12 protein-coding genes and 1 other RNA gene are annotated in these 15,941 nt (G+C 72.6%); 3 read left to right on the top strand and 10 right to left on the bottom strand.

Annotated features, from left to right (window positions below):
* Nucleotides 1-104 precede the first annotated feature (104 nt).
* The 8 genes from ACFPLC_RS20505 to ACFPLC_RS20470 all read right to left on the bottom strand — a co-directional run bounded on the left by ACFPLC_RS20505 (nt 105) and on the right by ACFPLC_RS20470 (nt 8,572).
* A complete protein-coding gene (locus ACFPLC_RS20505) occupies nt 105-3,056 on the bottom strand; it encodes an ATP-binding protein (protein ID WP_378205191.1) in 2,952 nt (983 codons plus the stop codon).
* Nucleotides 3,057-3,059: 3 nt separating this feature from the next.
* Nucleotides 3,060-3,545: a hypothetical protein gene (locus ACFPLC_RS20500; RefSeq protein WP_191315118.1), complete on the bottom strand. Its 486-nt coding sequence runs from the start codon at nt 3,543-3,545 to the stop codon at nt 3,060-3,062.
* Between the two features lie 10 nt (nt 3,546-3,555).
* Entirely contained in the window at nt 3,556-3,825 is a 270-nt protein-coding gene (locus ACFPLC_RS20495; RefSeq protein ID WP_191315119.1) for a hypothetical protein, read from the bottom strand.
* A gap of 454 nt (nt 3,826-4,279) precedes the next feature.
* Nucleotides 4,280-5,134 (bottom strand): SCO6745 family protein, encoded by an 855-nt coding sequence (locus tag ACFPLC_RS20490; RefSeq protein ID WP_378205195.1) that lies wholly within the window; start codon nt 5,132-5,134, stop codon nt 4,280-4,282.
* Between the two features lie 304 nt (nt 5,135-5,438).
* Nucleotides 5,439-5,831, bottom strand: an RNA gene (rnpB, locus tag ACFPLC_RS20485) — RNase P RNA component class A.
* A gap of 20 nt (nt 5,832-5,851) precedes the next feature.
* Nucleotides 5,852-7,087 (bottom strand): NAD(P)/FAD-dependent oxidoreductase, encoded by a 1,236-nt coding sequence (locus ACFPLC_RS20480; protein ID WP_378205198.1) that lies wholly within the window; start codon nt 7,085-7,087, stop codon nt 5,852-5,854.
* Entirely contained in the window at nt 7,084-7,896 is an 813-nt protein-coding gene (locus ACFPLC_RS20475; RefSeq protein WP_378205201.1) for a ferredoxin, read from the bottom strand. The genes ACFPLC_RS20480 and ACFPLC_RS20475 overlap by 4 nt, the downstream gene beginning before the upstream one ends.
* 7 nt (nt 7,897-7,903) lie before the next feature.
* Nucleotides 7,904-8,572 (bottom strand): DUF4142 domain-containing protein, encoded by a 669-nt coding sequence (locus ACFPLC_RS20470; RefSeq protein ID WP_378205204.1) that lies wholly within the window; start codon nt 8,570-8,572, stop codon nt 7,904-7,906.
* A gap of 248 nt (nt 8,573-8,820) precedes the next feature.
* On the opposite strand from ACFPLC_RS20470, the gene ACFPLC_RS20465 reads away from it, so the two are divergent.
* Genes ACFPLC_RS20465 through ACFPLC_RS20455 form a run of 3 tightly spaced genes read left to right on the top strand, consistent with a single transcriptional unit; the run spans nt 8,821 to nt 12,675 of the window.
* Nucleotides 8,821-9,399, top strand: coding sequence for a sigma-70 family RNA polymerase sigma factor (locus ACFPLC_RS20465; RefSeq protein WP_378205207.1), 579 nt, complete (start codon nt 8,821-8,823; stop codon nt 9,397-9,399).
* Nucleotides 9,396-9,851 (top strand): hypothetical protein, encoded by a 456-nt coding sequence (locus tag ACFPLC_RS20460; protein ID WP_378205210.1) that lies wholly within the window; start codon nt 9,396-9,398, stop codon nt 9,849-9,851. Before ACFPLC_RS20465 ends, ACFPLC_RS20460 begins: the two co-directional genes overlap by 4 nt.
* 31 nt (nt 9,852-9,882) lie before the next feature.
* On the top strand, nt 9,883-12,675 hold the full coding sequence (locus ACFPLC_RS20455; protein WP_378205213.1) for an AAA family ATPase: 2,793 nt from the start codon (nt 9,883-9,885) through the stop codon (nt 12,673-12,675).
* 2 nt (nt 12,676-12,677) lie between these two features.
* Here ACFPLC_RS20455 and ACFPLC_RS20450 read toward each other — a convergent pair whose 3' ends face one another.
* Together ACFPLC_RS20450 and ACFPLC_RS20445 are read right to left on the bottom strand one after the other, a co-directional pair.
* Nucleotides 12,678-13,919, bottom strand: a complete 1,242-nt coding sequence (locus ACFPLC_RS20450) for an SLC13 family permease (RefSeq protein ID WP_378205215.1) — start codon at nt 13,917-13,919, stop codon at nt 12,678-12,680.
* Between the two features lie 211 nt (nt 13,920-14,130).
* Nucleotides 14,131-15,873, bottom strand: a complete 1,743-nt coding sequence (locus ACFPLC_RS20445) for a hypothetical protein (RefSeq protein WP_378205218.1) — start codon at nt 15,871-15,873, stop codon at nt 14,131-14,133.
* Nucleotides 15,874-15,941: the final 68 nt, after the last annotated feature.

Genomic DNA, 15,941 nt, shown 5'->3' with positions numbered 1-15,941 from the left:
ACCTCCCGCGGCCGCGACGGGACCGGCCTCGGGGCGGTGGCCCGCGGCCCGGCGGCCGGGGCTCGCGCCCCGATCCGCGCGCACGCCTCGTTCCCGGGCCGCGTTCATGCGGCGTCCCGGCCGGTGCCGCCCTTTCCGCCTGAGCGGGCGGGTTGCTGCTGCCCGTTGGACGGCTGGACCCCGCCCTCCACCTCGCCCGTCTCGGACGCCAGCGGGTCCGGCGCGCCCAGGAGGTTCTCGTCGGCGAGGCCGACCTCCAGTTCCGCCGCCAGCTCGAAGTCCTGCTCCAGCTCGATGTCGTCCTCCGGGGGCACGGCGACGTACGGCTTCTTCTCCTCCGCCGGCAGCGCCAGCTCGTTGCCCGGTCGGCGCGACGGGGCCGCGTCCTTCGAGCCCGGTGTCGTGTCCATGACCGCACGGAGGTGGTCCAGGTGCGGGCCCGAGAAGTCGACGCGGATGCGCTCCACTCCGCCCGCGCCGTCGCCGAAGATGAACTGGCGGGGCTCGACGTCCCGCTCCAAGCCGCGCTGTGTGCCGGGACGACGGCCCAGCGCCGCCACCACCTGCTCGTACCCGACGCCCACCGGGACCTTCAGCAGACGAAGAGCATCCGCCTGGGCGTCGTCGTCGTCGAGACGGCCGACGAACACCGAGTCCAGCAGGGCCACGAAACCCTGGATCTTCAGGAAGTCCGCCGGGATCTGGGACGACAGCAGCACGCGGACGTTCCACTTGCGCGAGTCACGCGCGAAGCGGTTCATCAGCACGCGCCCGGTCGGGACCTCGGACAGGAAGAACGCCTCGTCGATCCAGACGCCCTTGCGCATCTCCTTCGGCTTCTCGTACACCGAGCGCTGGGTCAGCCACGCCGCCAGGTTCAGCATCTCGACGCCGAGGGACTCCGCGTCGGTCCAGTACTCGCGGGGGACGCCGTCCTTCGGCAGGGTCAGCCCGGCCATCGTCAGGACCGTCAGGCGGTCGTCGCGGGTCTCCGAGTACGGGTCCGCGTCCGTCTCCGGGATGAGCAGCGCCATCCGCTCGCGCATCTCGTCGAGGAAGTCCGCCACGACGCCCGCGTGCTCGTGGTGCTCCGACGAATCCCGGCGCAAGGCATCGATTACCTGCCCGGGATCCGCGTCGAAGCGGCCGCCGACGGCTCGCACCGCGCGCAGCAGCACGATCCGGGTCTGCGCCATCCGGGACACCTCGTACGGCAGGACACCCGTCAGGACGTCCAGCACCAGCCGCCGCCGGGTCGCGCCCGCAAGGGCTTTCTCGCGGCGCCAGGAACGCTCGGGGTCGTCCTCGTCCATGAAGTGCTCGATCAGCGGCTCGGCGACCACGCGGTACGGGTTCAGAATCCCCGGCTGGGCGTTGAGCAGGTTGATCGGCCGCGCGTACGGGCGCAGCTCCGGCAGGTCGCACAGCCGCGACAGCGGGCCGGACGGGTCGAGGATCGTCCAGTTCGCCCCCGCGCGCAGGGTCTTGTAGACGATGCCGCCGCCGAGGAACGACTTACCACCACCCAGGCCCGCCACCATGGCCGTCAGGCCGGAGCCGTCGCGGATCTCCTGGGCCATCCACGGGTCCCAAGCCACCGGGCGCCGGGTCGCCGTGCACGTCTCGCCGAGCAGGATGCCGCGGCGGTCGCCGACCTCCGCGGTCGCCGTCGGGACCGCCGAGGACGCCCAGACCACCGAGCCGCGGCGCATGTACGCCGCCGAGGCCAGCGGCTCGCCCGGGATGAACTCCCGGGCCATCGCGTACTGGGCCTCGGGGTGCTCGATGGCGATCTTCGGCTTGTACAGGTCGAGCAGCTGCTGGGCCAGGCGCAGCGCGTCGCGCTCGGTCGGGCCGGACACCGCCAGCCGCCACCAGGAGCGCACGCGGGTGGCGAGCGCGGTGAAGCCCGACGTCATCTCGTCGTCGATCTCCAGCACGCGGCCGGCCTGCCGGGACAGCGACTGCGGCGGCTCGAGCTCGTGCTCGTCGGTGTAGTGCTTGACCTGCGAGCGCACCTTGTTCATCTGCCGCTGCAGCTCGCCGGCCACCTCTTCGGGGCGCCGGACGTAGATGCGCGCGGACACCTCGACCGCGGCGGGCAGGCGGTCGGCGTGCTGGATCCACGGGTCGTCGACCTCAGGGATCTGCAGGCCGTGCATCTGCCCGACGGTCAGGACGGCCAGATGCCGCGAGACGCCGGCGTTGGAGCCGGTGCGGCCGCGGACGGTCACCGTCGGCGCGTACGGGTCGGCGTAGAAGTCGGCGGCGTCGGTGAAGCTGGCCAGGTCTTCGGGCTCCCAGGCCGCGCCCGGCACGGCGGGCATGTTCCGCGGCGCGGGCAGGCCCAGCGAGCAGGACCGGTGCATCAGCCAGGACATTTCCTCGGCGTGCACCGGACGGCCTTCCAGCCCGGCACTGCCGATGACCTGGTCGAGGTGCTCGACCTCGGAGTCCAGCGCGGCCAGCTCGGCGTCGACGGCCTCGGGCAGGATCTTGCGCAGCACCGGCGCGGCCCGCTCGACCGCGCGGTCGACCATGCGACGGGTCTGCACCTGGACACCCAGGTAGACCTCTTTTTCGGCCATCGAGCGGCCCATCAGCTGCTGCTGCTCGCCGATCAGGTAGTCGTCGAAGGACAGCGCGCCCGGGACGTCGGCCGGGCGCCCGTGGGCGTTGTAGACGTGCGCCTCGGCCCACATCCGGATCGGGTACGGCCGGTTCGTCACGCGCAGGTGCAGCCAGCGGCCCTGCAGCTCGGCGTACTGGCCGGCGATGGCCGCGATCAGGTCGCGCCGCTGGGAGTCCGAGCGGAACGACCAGCGCTGCGGCGCCAGCCGGTACCAGGCGTAGATCTCGACGCCGGTGCGGACCAGGTGCCCGTCGATGCTGCGCACCGCGATCGACGGGGTGTACGCGGGAATCGCCTGCTCACCCGGCAGGCGCGCCTTGTTCCCCGAGCCGTTCCGCGAGGCGCGGACCTGCTCGGGCGGTTGCCACGCGCCCGAGTGCGTGTCCCGACCCCGTTTACCTCGGCTACCGCCGCGACCGAACAACGACTACCTCCCGGCCCGAGCCGAGTTGCCCCGGCTCCGGCGCGCTCGTGGTGCTCCCTGGGTGAAAGCGGCGGCACCCGGCGGGCCACCGTGGTGCTGGTACTGCCGCCTCCGCTTGTGCTTCGGCAGCGGGCGCTCGGCCCGTACCCGGACGCGGCTGGCGCTGACCGCGCCCCCGGTGCCCGTGGTCACCTCTCTGGGGGTGTTCAGTTCGCGCCCGGCCATCGCGACCACGGTGCCCAGCGGGCGCTCGTGGCTGATCTTGGACGTGAGCAGCCGGGTGATCACGATGGTGGCGACGAACGCCCACGCCGTCGAGAAGAACCCGAAGCTCCACCCCACCCAGCGTTCGATGCCGAGCACGACGAAGAACGTCGGGATGCCGACGAGCCAGGCGACGTACCGGGCTCTCCAGGGAAAAGTCGCTTTCGGCGGGCCGAGCCACACGGCGTCGACCCGGTAGACCTCGTCATCAGTCCTGATGCGCACGCCGTCCGCCTCAGCCCGTGAACAGGCCGGCGAGCCACTTGCCGACGTCCACACCCGCACCGCTGACCGCGAGGCCGATGATGGCGAGCGCGATGACCACGCCGGCGAGCCGCCGCATGACACCGGCGTTGTCGCCCTTGCCGCCGCCGAGCCAAAGGAGCAGGAGTGCGACGGCCAGCAGCACGAGGGGGATGATGTTGTCGAGCAGCCACTGGCGCACGTTGCCCGTGCCCAGTTCGCCGCCGGCGGCCAGCGTGTCGAGGGTGGTCAAGGTCATCATCGCGATACTCCCGGTGCGCGGTGGGGGCCGCGCGGCTCTGGCTCAGGCGGTGCTTCGAACAACATCATGGGGGCTACGAGGGGTAGTGGTCAAAGTGCGCAGCGTAGAGGCCGGCTGGCTTGTCAACCGGCGTGGTGCGGATGGCACGCGAAAACTCCACGCCCACCATCATCGCGGCAAGGGCCCTCGGGTTGAACCCCGGCCACCCATACTTCTCAGTGTGCTGACGAACTCACCCCATTGCTCGGGATTTGCTCACTGTGGGTACTGACACTGTGGCCGTCGTGCGGCCTGGAACAGTGTTGCATGACACGAACGGCCGCCGCCCGCGAGTCCGCTCTGTGACGGCGGTCGGCCGGTCGGCGGCCATGTCGATCTTGACCGCGAGCGCTGTCCGTCACGGGGTGTCCGATACTTCACAACTTTTTCACTACATAGCGTGATCTTGAGCGGTTCACGGCCGCCCGAGCGCGAAAACACCGTCCGGGAAAGCGCCGGCCTCGATGAGACGCCGGCTGAGGCCGCGGCACAGCTCCTCGAGCCGGGCGGTCCGCTCGGGGCCCAGGTGGTCCCACGGCGCCCGCGCGGCCGATTCGGTGGCCACCTCGAGGCGTTCGCGCAGCGCGACACCCGCGTCGGTCAGCCCGCCGTCGGCGCCGAGGATGCCGCGGTCGGTCAGCCGGGTCTCGGCGGCGGCCCACTGCTCGTCGCTCCAGCCGCGGGTGAGCTTGGCGGCGGCGAGGTTGAACCCGCGTCCGGTCGCGCTGTGGGTGAGGAGGGCTTCGAGCCCGCTGAGCCCTTCCAGGACGAGCGCGGCGATGTGCCCGTCACCCCGGTACTCGCGGAGCAGGGTGACGGCGTGCCAGAGCACGAGGTGCGGCTCGCCCGGCCAGGGCAGCCCGGCGTGTCCGGCGTAGAGCAGACGGCCTTCCCCACGGCACCCGGCCGTGGCTTCCCGCGCGAGCTCGGCGGCTTCGGCGACTTCGTCGCTCTTGACGTGGTCGCCGAGCAGGCGGGTCAGCGCCTTGCCGGTGCCGTCGAGGCGGGCGTCGAGGACCTGCTCGGGCGTGGCGAGGGTCCAGGCGCGCGGGATCGTGCGGGCGACGACCTCGGGATTGAAGTTGTAGAAGGTGGCCGCGACGACCTCGGGCCCGACGGCCCCCATGGCCGCGGCCCGGCCCGCGAAGTACGGCATCCGCCCCGGCCGGAGCCCGGCGCCGGTGAGCGCGGCGTCGACTTCGGGCGCGAAGTACACGAAGGCGTGCAAGGAATCGAAAGCCGACTTGAACCGCTGCTCGTCACCCGCCATCCCCGCACCCTACTACCGGGTAACCACCCGGCGGAACCACAATCGCGGACCCCTGAGGGTCGGCCCGCGTACCTGGAGGGTCGGCTTGCGTACCTGGAGGGTCGGCCCGCGTACCTGGAGGGTCGGTTGGCGTGCAGGAGGGGGCATCACGCGTGATCCGGGAGGCATCACGCGTGATTGCAGGGGCATCGGGCGTGACTGGGCGGGCATCACGTCGATGCCCGCTCGATCACGCGTGATGCCCCGGGGATCACGCGTGATGCCTCTTCGGGCACGCGTGATGCCTCCCCGGGCACGGGGTGGGCGGACGAGCCGGCATGTAAGCCGGATCCTGTTCCCCGGTCGCCTTGCGGCTCGCGGGGCGGCGGCCATCCATCTCGGCCTGCCGTCGCCGGCAGGCTCCAGCGGCCTACCCGCAGGCTCGGACGGGCCGTCCTCGAACGCCTGCGCAGGAGCCCGGGGGCTCCCTCTTGGCCTTGCTCCGGGTGGGGTTTACCTAGCCGTCCCGGTCACCCGGGACGCTGGTGGTCTCTTACACCACCGTTTCACCCTTACCCCCGCCGGAAGCGGGGGCGGTCTGTTTTCTGTGGCACTTTCCCGCGGGTCACCCCGGGTTGCCGTTAGCAACCACCCTGCCCTGCGGAGTCCGGACTTTCCTCGAGCCGGTCACCCGGCTCGCGACCGCCCTGCCAGCTCGTCCGCAGGCTGGATCGTAGCTCAGTGACCGGCCACCGCCCCGGTGCGGTGGCGCGGCCGGACCTCCGGCGGTGGCTCGGCCGGCGCCGGGTGCTGGCGGGCCAGCTCCGCGGTCCAGTGGAGGACGGCGGCGGGGCTGTCGAGACCGATCAGGCCGACGAGCCGGCCCTGGCGGACGAAGCCGGTGATCGGCCGGGTGCCCGGGACCGGCGACTCCAGCAGCACGGTGTCGGTGGCCAGTGCCGGGCGGCCGGCGACCTGGATCCGGACGCCGTGCTGCTCGGACCAGTAGCGCGGCACCGGCGTGTAGGCCGGCGAACCCTGGGGGCCGGTGAGCAGGTTCTGGGCGGCGGCCCGGCTCATCTCGACGGCGTTGAGCCAGTGCTCTTCCCGCTGCGGCGTGGGGTCGAACCGGAGGTTGGGCCAGCGGGCGACGTCGCCGGCCGCGACGATCGTCGACGAGCCGACGACGTGGCAGGTGGGTCCGCAGACGACACCGTCGTCGAGCGGCAGTTTGGCGCCGCGCAGCCAGGACACCGCCGGGACGCTGCCGACGGCGACGACCACGCAGGCGACCTCGAGGGCGCGGCCGTCGGCGAACTCCAGGCCGACGTGCGTGCGCGCGGGCCGCCAGCGGCGGATCGTGGTGCCGAGTTCGAGGTGGACGCCCCGGGCCGTGTGCAGCGCCGTGAGCCAGTCGCCGATGTCGGGCCCGAGGACGTCGGCGAGCAGCGACCTCTCCCGTCCGAAGAGGACCACCTCGCGGTTCATCTCGCGCAGGCTGGAGGCGACTTCGCAGCCGATGAAGCCGTCGCCGATGACGGCGACCGGGCCGGGGTTGGTGCCGAGGGCGCGCTGGAGGGCGATCGTGTCGGCGAGGGTGCGGACGACGACCACGCGCGGGTGGCCGTGCGGCGCGCCCGGCAGCCGGCGCGGTTCGACGCCGGTGGCGATGATCAGGCCGTCGTAGTGGAGTTCCTCGTCGCGCAGGTGCACGACCTGCCGGTTCGGCGAGAGCCCGGTGACCGGCGTGCCGAACCGCCATTCGGCGTCGACTTCGAGCGGGTCGGCGAGCAGCGTGTCGGCGCGGCTGACCGCGCCGGTGAGCAGCTGCTTGGACAGCGCCGGGCGGTGGTAGGCGATGTCGGGTTCGGCGCCGAGGACGACGACTTCGCCGTCGAACCCGAGTTCGCGCAGCCGTTCGGCCGCGCGCAGGCCGGCCAGGCCGGCTCCGGCGATGACGATGCGTTCGCTCATCGGGTGGCTCCCAACAGGTGGATGGCTCTCATGGGGCAGGCGCGCGCGGCGGCCTGGACGTGCGGGACGAGCTGGGCGCCCGGGCGCTTCTCGTAGGCGAGCTGCCCGTCCTGGCCGAGCTGGAAGACCTGGGGCGCCTCGGACTGGCAGACCCCGTAGGCGTGGCAGCGCTGGCTGTCGACGTCGACGCGCACGGTGGCCGGCTCCGGGCCGTCGCCGGGCGGCGGCGGCGAGACGAGCCCCGCGCGGGCCAGCACCGCGGCGGGCAGCACGCGCAGGACCGACAGCAGGACCGGCGGAGCGAGCAGCGTGAGGCCGGCGAGCCAGACGACGGCGAGGTGCCCGCTGGAGATGGCGCCGAGCCAGGCGTGCGCGGCGAGCAGGCCGATGGCGAGGTAGCCCACCTGGTGGAAGCGCAGCCAGCGGCCCGGCCCGGCGCCGCGGCGCAACCCCGCCGTCACGGACACCGCGATGACGAGCTCGAGGCCCGCGATGCCCAGCGCGTGCCGCGGGGTGCCGTCGTAGAACGGCAGGAGCAGGTCGGCGACGCCGAACGGGTCGTCCTCCAGGAAGAGGAAGGTCAGCCCGTGCAGGGTGCCGGTGGCCAGGGTGAACGCGGCGAGCACGACGTGCCCGGTGCGGATCGCGTCCTGGCCGCTGAACCGGCGGACCCAGCCGGTGGCGGCCAGGACGCCCCAGCACAGCGTCAGGCACATGCAGAGGTAGGTGAGGCGGCCGGAGAGCGCGGCGGCCTCGGCGATCCCGGTGTCGTGCGGCGACACCGGGATCAGCGCGGCGGACGGGGACATGGGGCGGCTACCTCCGGGTGCGCGGCTGGGGCCTGCCGGGGGTTCCGAGCAGGCGGAGCAGGCCGAACGTGGCGACGGCGGCGAGGGCCACGAGAACGGCGCCGGCGGCGATGGCCCCGCCGCCGAGGGTGTCGTCCTCGGTGGCGGAGACGAGCAGGGACGTGGTCTCGGCGAGCCCGGTGCTCTCCAGGAGCGTCAGGTGCCCGAGCGAGGTGTCGACGGCGGTCTGGGCGAACGCGCGGACGTCGTCGTCGCGGGTGCCCGCGCGGACGTCGGAGGCGAGCCCGAAGAGCGTCCCGTACTCGGCGCGGAGGCGGTTGACGTAGGCGCGGTCGAACGCGTCGCCGGAGTCGGCGGCGATCTCGTCGGCCCAGCCGCGCTCCTGGTCGGTGGGCTCCCCCGGCAGGGTGACCGCGAGCCGGTCGGCGACCGCGCGCAGGGCGACGTCGAGACGGGCTTGGTCGTCGGCGATGCGGACGGCGACGGCACGCACGCGCCGGTTGGTGGCCCGGTCGACGGCGAGCCTGCTCGACGGCACGGCCCACAGCGTGTGCTGCTTGAGCCGGGTCAGCAGGGCGCGGTCGGTCTGCTGCAGTTCCCCGGCTGACGCCGGCACGGCACAGCCCAGCACCAGCGCGGTCGCGGCGGCCAGCAACGCCACCAATCGGAGCGGCATCCCCGTTGTCCCTTCGCGAAGAAGTCCTCATCTCCTGGTACGGGGAGAAGGCGCGACCCGGTTCTCGTCGTCACCTTTTAGTGACCTGTGACGTGCATCACAAGACGCATTGTGAACCGGTCCGCGGCCACCCGCGCGGAGGCATCGTCGAATTAAGTCGGGAAACTAATGCATATGGCCTATTAAGTGTTTTTGCGCTACGCTCCGATGACCCCACGGTCCGCCAGTCAGGTGAGGTTGCAAGCTTTATGGAAGCACTGGGAAGAGAAGGTCGCGGCCCCGTCGGCTACGCGTCGTCCGCCACCGCGGTCGACACCGGCCCCGCCACCGGAGACGATCTCGTCCCACTGCTCTACAAGGACTTCCGTGCCACCCTGTTTGCGCAGGTCCTGAGCCTGACCAACCATGACCGGCAGTGGACCGAGGACGTGGTGCAGGAGACCATGATCCGCGCCTGGCAGCACTCCGACACGCTCGAACGCGAGCCCGGAATGCTGCGCGGATGGCTGCTCACCGTGGCCCGGCGGATCGTCATCGACGGCTGGAGGAATCGCCGCGTCCGCCCGCAGGAGGTCGCTCTGGAGATCCCGGAAAACGCCGAGTCCACGGACCGCACGGACAGCTCGTTAGCCGCGCTAACGATTACTCGGGCATTGCGAGAACTGGACGCCAAATATCAGTCGGTCATCTACGAGACGTATCTCGCGGGAAACACCGTTCGACAGGCTGCGGAAATTCTCGGAATTCCGGAGGGAACCGTCAAATCGCGGTTGTACACGGCGATGCGGCAATTGCGGAAGGCGCTCGGGGAAGTGACGATCCGATGAGCGGGCGGAAGGGGGACGCCGCGGCCTACGGGCTCGGCGTCCACGACGATCCGGAGGAGTTCGAAGCCCACCTGCGGGGCTGCGCCCGCTGCCGGGGCCGGGTCGCCGGGTTCACTCCGGTGGTCGGCGCGCTGGCCGAGGCGGTGCGGCTCGGCTACCTGCCGCCGGGCGACGGGGCGGCCCGGCGCCGGAAGTCGGCCGGGGCGGCGGCCCTGCGGGGTCCCGCGGCCGGCCCGCTCCTGCTGCTCGCGCTGGGCGTGGCCACAACGACTCTTGCGGGGGTCCGGGTGGCGGAGCCCCCGGCCGCGGATGTCACGGCCTTCTGCGGGCACCGGCCGGCTGTCGGGAAGATCCGGTTCGCAACCGCTGCGTCCATCGTCTCCCCTGGTCAGGTCGTTGCCGGTACCGGCAGCGGACCTCGGTCACTCCCGTGGTCGGCCGGTTTCCAGTAGTCTGCCCCAACCCAACATGAAAGTCCTTACGGTGGATACCGAAGTAAATCCCGAGCACCCCGCCAGCGGGGCTTCGGTACCGAAGCGTCCCGCCCCGCGGCTCCCCGGCCGCGAGCCCGAGCTCGGCCGCCTGACCGGTCTCTTCCCGGTCGTGCTGGACGGCACGGCCGCCAGCGCGGTGCTGGCCGGCGAGTTCGGCATGGGCAAGAGCGCCCTCCTGCGGACCACCGCGGCGCTGGCCGCGGACGCGGGCTTCACCGTCGCGATGGCCACCGGATCGCGGCTGGAGAGCCACCTGGCCGGCGGGGTCGTCCGTCAGCTGGCCGACGCGCTCGAGGAACCGGGCTCGCCGCCGCGCCCGCCCGTCGCCGAGCTGTGCGGGGCGGCCGGTGAGAGCGAAGCCCTCGACCTCTTCTTCCGGATCGTCCGCGACGCGACCGAGCGGGGTCCGCTGCTCCTCGGCATCGACAACATCCACCTGGCCGATGCCTGGTCCATGCGGTGCCTGGCCTACCTCCGCAGCCGCGTGCTCGACCTGCCGGTGCTGATCCTCCTGACGTCGGTCGTCGGCTACCCGCCGCACCGCGAGGTCGCGCTGCTGGACATGGTGGGGAGCACGCCGGTCACGATCACGCTGAACGGCCTCGGCGACGCGGCCGCGGCGGAGATCCTCGGCCTCGCCCCCGGGGACCTGGCCACCACCTGCCGCGAGGCGACCGGCGGCAACCCGGTGCTGCTGCAGGCGCTGCGGCCGCGGCTCCTGCCCGGCGCGGACCCGCACGAGCTCGGCTCGTCGCTGATCGGCCAGGTGCTCACCACGAGGGTGCAGGAGTTCCCGCACGCGCCGGCCATCCTGCACGCGGCGGCGATCCTCGGCGAGGACGCCGGCTTCGACCTGCTGGCCCGGCTGGCCGGCGTCGACGAGCTCGACGCGCTGCAGGCGATCGACACCCTGGTCCGGCTGCACGTGCTCAACAACAGCGACCAGCCGGCGCTGACCTACTCGTTCGTCCGCAACTCGCTGCTGAAGGACATGCCGCAGACCACGCGGGCGGTCAACCACTCCCGGGCGGCGAAGCTGCTGACGGAGGCGGGGGCGCCACCCGAGCGCGTGGCCGCCCACCTGCTGGAAGCGACGTCGATCCGGATCCCGTGGGCGGTGGACGTGCTGCGGCTGAGCGCGCGCGACGCCGTGTTCTCCGGGCGGGCCGAGCTGGCCGCCCGGCACCTGCGGCGGGCGCTGGAAGAGCGGTTGACGTCCGGGCGCCGGATGGCCGTGCTGCTGCAGCTCGCGCACGCGGAGTTCCAGTTCGACCCGCCCGCCGCGGCCAAGCGGGTGCGGGAGGCCGTCGACACGGTCGGCAACCGCGAGACGGCCGCGTACATCGCCACCGCGATGCTGCTGTCGCTCTGCGGCGGCCAGGACGCCCGGCTCGGGATCAGCGCGGCGGGCCAGATCGCGGCGCGGCTCGACGCGGGCGGCCCGGACGCGGTGTGGCCGCTACTGTGCATGACCTACCTCGCCGAGGCCGGCAGCAGGCTCGGGCCGCCCCCGGAGTTCCGCGACTTCGAGGAGCAGTGGGCGCCGCTGACCGACCCGGCGGCCCAGCGGAGCCGCTCGGCGCTGCTGGCGCTGGACGCCGTCCGCAGCGGCGAGTCGGCGCAGGAGGCCGTCGGGCACTTCGCCGACGCGCTGACCGGCGACGACGGCGACCTGTTCGAACAGCACTACTTCTTCACGCTGGCCACCGCGGTGCTCGCGGACGAGCCCGCGCACGTCGACCGGCTGTGCCGGGTCCTCGACGTCGAGCGCGAGCCATGGGACGTGCACGTGCCGCACGGCGCGCTGCCCACCCTGGCCCGCGGGATCGCCCTGCAGGCCAGCGGCGACCTGCAGCGCGCGAGCGTCCACTTCGAATCACTGCTGCGCCGCTTCGACGAGCGCGGCGGGACGACGACCTGCCCGGTCGGCGTGCTGTGCGCGGCGAAGCTCGTCGAATGCTGGGTGGACCTGGGCCGCTTCGAGGCGGCGACGTCGCTGCTGGACCGGATGGACTTCGTCGCCAGCCAGGGCCTGTTCACCCACACGTACCTCCTGTACGCGCGCGGCCGCCTGCGCGTCGCGACGGGGTACACGCGCTTCGGGTTCGAGGACCTGCTCAGCTGCGGGCGGCGGCTGGCGCACCACGGCATGCGGTTCCCGGGGTTCGTGCCGTGGCGTGCGCACGCGGCGCGCGCGGCGCTGGCCCTCGGCCAGACCGACGACGCGGCCCGCCTGGCCGAAGAGGACATCAACGCGTCGGCCCGCTGGGGCGCGGCCCGGCCGCTGGGCACGGCACTGACGACGCTCGGGCTGGTCCGCGAGGACGACGAAGCCGAGCGGGCGCTGCAGAAGGCGATCGCGACGCTGAGGGCGTCGCCGTCCCGCCTGCAGCTGGCGACGGCGCTGACCGAGCTCGGCACGCTCCAGGCGCGGCACGGGCAGTCGGAGAAGGCGATCGAGACGCTGCGGCAGGCGGTGGAGCTGAGCGAGCAGTGCGGGGCCCGTCCGCTGGCCCGCCGCGCGGCGGAGGAACTGCGCTCGTCGCGGCGGGCGTTGACGCCGGCGAAGGACAACGAACACGGGCTGACCCGGCAGGAGAACCGCATCGCGGTGATGGCGGCCCAGGGGCTGACCAACCGCGAGATCGCGACGGCACTGCACCTGACCCGGCGGACGGTGGAGCTGCACTTGTCCGGGGCGTACCGGAAGCTGGGGATTCCCGGGCGGGCCGAGCTGGGCGGGGCGCTGGCGAAGTCTTCGCAGCGGGCGGACGGTCGCTGAGGTCAGCCCGCGAGACCGAGGCCCAGCCAGAGCGCGACGGTCGCCGCGGCCAGGCACAGCGGGGTGGTGAGCGCACCCAGGGCGTGGAAGGTCTTGAAGGAGGGCGGCTTCGGGAGCGTCCGGCGCCACAGCAGCGTCGCGAGTGAGCCGAGGTAGCTCGCGTTCGGGCCGATGTTGACGCCGAGCAGCACCGCCAGCAGCACGCCCGGCGCCGGGTGCGGGCCCAGCACCGACAGCAGGATGAGCGTGGCCGGGAGGTTGTTGACCAGGTTGGCCAGCAAGGCGGCCACCCCGGCCGCGACCAGCAGGTCGACCAGGCCCGTCGACGTCGGCAGGAGATCGCGCAGCACCCCGCCGAGCACGTGCTCCGACACGGCTTCGACCACGACGGCCAGGCCCAGCACGAACAGGCACAGCTGCGGCGCGGCCTCGGTGACCAGCTGCCACGGCCGGATCTTGCCCTGCGCAACGGCACGCACGCCGAGGATCAAAGCGGCTAGCGCGGCGATCCACACCGGCTCGACGTGCCCGAGCTGCCCGACGGCGAACCCGGCGAGCGTCAGCCCGAGGACGACCAGGGCGAAGGTCGGCGTCTCGAGGTGCTGCCGCGGTTCCGGCGTCTCGCGCGGGCGCAGGTCGGCCTTGAAGAACCACAGGAAAACGGCCAGCTCGAGGCCGATGGTGACCAGCCACGGCAGGGCCATCAGCGCGGTGAACCCGGCGAAGGTCAGCCCGGACGCGGCGAAGGCGAGCAGGTTCGTCAGGTTGGAGACGGGTAGCAGCGTCGACGCCGAGTTGGCCAGGTGCGCGCAGGCGTAGACGTGCGGCCGCGCGGGGAGTTCGAGGCTGGTGGCGGTGGCGAGGACGACCGGCGTGAGCAGGACGACGGTGGCGTCCAGGCTGAGGATCGCGGTGACCCCCGCCGCGGCGGCGAAGGTGAGGACGAGCAGCCGCCGCGGACGCCCGTGGCACGCCTCGGCGAGCCGGTTGCCGAGCCAGCTGAAGACGCCGTCGACACTGGCCAAAAAGGACAGAAGGAGAATGGCGGCCAGAAAGCCCAGGGTGGGCAGGATTTCCACGGCCCGCTCCCCGGCGGCGGCCGGGTGCACGAGCCCGAGAAGAAGGGCAACGCCGGCGGCCGGAACAGCGGCGACGGCTTCCGGCCACCCCCGCGGCCGGACGATGGCGAAGACGAGCACACCGGCCAGGAGCAGCAGGCCGGCCCCGCCCGCGAGGAGGTTCACGCGTTCACGCTAACTGCGCCCGGTTTCTGTCGGTGCCACCGGGTAGCGTGGAACCGGGGGGCGCCCCCGCGGGCCGGAGTCCGAAGTGGACTTCGCGGGCGAAAACGCCGCCGCGTGACCAGAGCCGGACCTCACGTGATCAGGCCGCAACTCACGTGGTCGAGGCCGGATCTCACGGATTCGGCCCCGGTCACGCCGGTTCCGGGGTCGGTCAGCTGGGCATCGTGATCGTCTGGCCCGGCTTCATCGTCGCGCCGCAGTCGTCGAGCGGGCCGCCGAAGCGGTCGGCCGCCACGGCCGGGATCGTCTTCGCCGCGTAGTCCTGGGTCGCCTTCAGCTTGGCCGGGTCCGTCACCGCGTCGCGGCGGACCCAGTCGCCGTTGCGGAGGCCCTCGATCGGCGACGAGTAGATCAGCACGTAGTCGCGGTCCAAGCGCGGGTCCAGCGCGATGCCGTTGCCCGCCGCCCAGGGGCCCCACGAGTGGATGAACGTCGGCTTGACCGTGTCGAACACGTAGTTGCGCAGGCCGGCCAGGTCGTTGTCGTGCACCAGGTCGGCGATCGGCTTGTTGACCAGGCCCGCCATGTCGACCAGCTCGAGCCGGCTGGTCATCGACGAACCGCCGAGGTCCGGCAGCAGCAGCGACGCCTTCTGCAGGCCGAGGATGTCGGCGTAGGTGTTGAAGCCGCGGCCGAAGCGGTCGGCCACCAGGCACGCCGTGATGTTCGGGTTCTTCGCGAACTTGTCCGCCGCGGCCGCGAACCCGACCGCCGACGGGACGAACGCGCCCACCAGCACCACGACGACGCCGACGCGCAGCAGCGCCTGCCGGTGGCGCAGCAGCTCACCGGCCGACAGCGTGCCCGCGATGACCGCCAGCGGCCAGATCGGGCTGGCGAACCGGTGCTGGTACATCCAGTCGGCGACCATCACGCCGTACGCGACGATCCCGAGCCCCAGCGGCACCAGCAGCGCGATCAGCGGACGCCGCCACGGCGCCTTGACCAGCGCGAACACGATCACCAGCGCGAGCGCGACGACACCGGCCCAGCCCGCGTAGCCGACCAGCTCGAACGGCCGCTTCACCGCGTCGATCCCGGGCAGGCCCTGCTGCTTGGCCACCGACGGGTTGGCCAGCAGCCGCCCGAACTCCGAGTGCCGCCACACGACGTACGCGCCGAACGGCACGGCGAACGCCGCCACCGACAGCAGCGCGAGGCGGAAGCTCTTCCAGAACAGCCCCGACCGCAGCAGGAACAGCGCCGCCAGCGGGTACGCGCCCGCGTAGATCAGGCCTTCCGGGCGGGTCAGCGCCGCGAACGCCACCATGACCCCGGCCCACAGCGCGACCTTCGGCGTCAGCAGCTTGTCGCGCTGCACCGACACGAACAGCGTCACGCCCAGCGTGACGACGGCGAACGCGAACAGCGAGTTCTCCAGGCCGGAGACGACCCAGATGACGTACGACGGGATCGTCGCCAGCGTGAGGCCGACGACCAGGGTGGCCAGCCACGCGAAGCGGGTGAAGATCTGCTTCGCGGCGATGTAGCAGGCCGTCAGGACGCCGCCGGTGAACAGCAGGCCCAGTGCCTTCGGGAACAGCACGTAGTCCGGGATGCCGAAGAGCGCGCCGTGGTCGAAGAGGCCGACGAGCTTGCCGAGGCCGAGCAGCACCATCCACGTCGGGTCGGAGAAGCCCTCGACCGGCGGGGCGCCCGGCTGCAGCACCGGGCCGAGGCCGTCGGCGAAGCTGCGGGCGTAGGAGAAGGTGATGGCGGCGTCGTCGACGATCCAGTGGCCGTAGCGGGTCGCGTGGACGGCGACGGCCGCGACGCCGGCGAGCACCGCCAGCACCGGTGCCAGCCGCGCGCCCCAGCCGCGGGTGGCCGTGGTGGCGGCCGGGTCCTCGGGGACGTCGCTCGGGGAGGTCTCGGTGAGTGCGCTAGCCGTCATGTCCTCGTCACTGTTCCGCCCGCAGGCTTCTGCCGGTGGGATACGCGCGAGCTGGCGCCCCCTGACTG

Origin of the sequence: Amycolatopsis plumensis (assembly GCF_042652605.1) — a bacterium.
GTDB classification, from domain to species: domain Bacteria; phylum Actinomycetota; class Actinomycetes; order Mycobacteriales; family Pseudonocardiaceae; genus Amycolatopsis; species Amycolatopsis plumensis.
The sequence above is the reverse complement of the archived record's forward strand: the minus strand, read 5'-3'. Positions and strand labels throughout refer to the sequence as shown.

Bases quoted from the DNA above. Each gene is read 5' to 3' on its own strand.
- ACFPLC_RS20495 (WP_191315119.1), bottom strand. From the start codon at position 3,825: ATGATGACCTTGACCACCCTCGACACGCTGGCCGCCGGCGGCGAACTG.
- ACFPLC_RS20490 (WP_378205195.1), bottom strand. From the start codon at position 5,134: ATGGCGGGTGACGAGCAGCGGTTCAAGTCGGCTTTCGATTCCTTGCAC.
- ACFPLC_RS20480 (WP_378205198.1), bottom strand. From the start codon at position 7,087: ATGAGCGAACGCATCGTCATCGCCGGAGCCGGCCTGGCCGGCCTGCGC.
- ACFPLC_RS20475 (WP_378205201.1), bottom strand. From the start codon at position 7,896: ATGTCCCCGTCCGCCGCGCTGATCCCGGTGTCGCCGCACGACACCGGG.
- ACFPLC_RS20470 (WP_378205204.1), bottom strand. From the start codon at position 8,572: ATGCCGCTCCGATTGGTGGCGTTGCTGGCCGCCGCGACCGCGCTGGTG.
- ACFPLC_RS20465 (WP_378205207.1), top strand. From the start codon at position 8,821: ATGGAAGCACTGGGAAGAGAAGGTCGCGGCCCCGTCGGCTACGCGTCG.
- ACFPLC_RS20460 (WP_378205210.1), top strand. From the start codon at position 9,396: ATGAGCGGGCGGAAGGGGGACGCCGCGGCCTACGGGCTCGGCGTCCAC.
- ACFPLC_RS20445 (WP_378205218.1), bottom strand. From the start codon at position 15,873: ATGACGGCTAGCGCACTCACCGAGACCTCCCCGAGCGACGTCCCCGAG.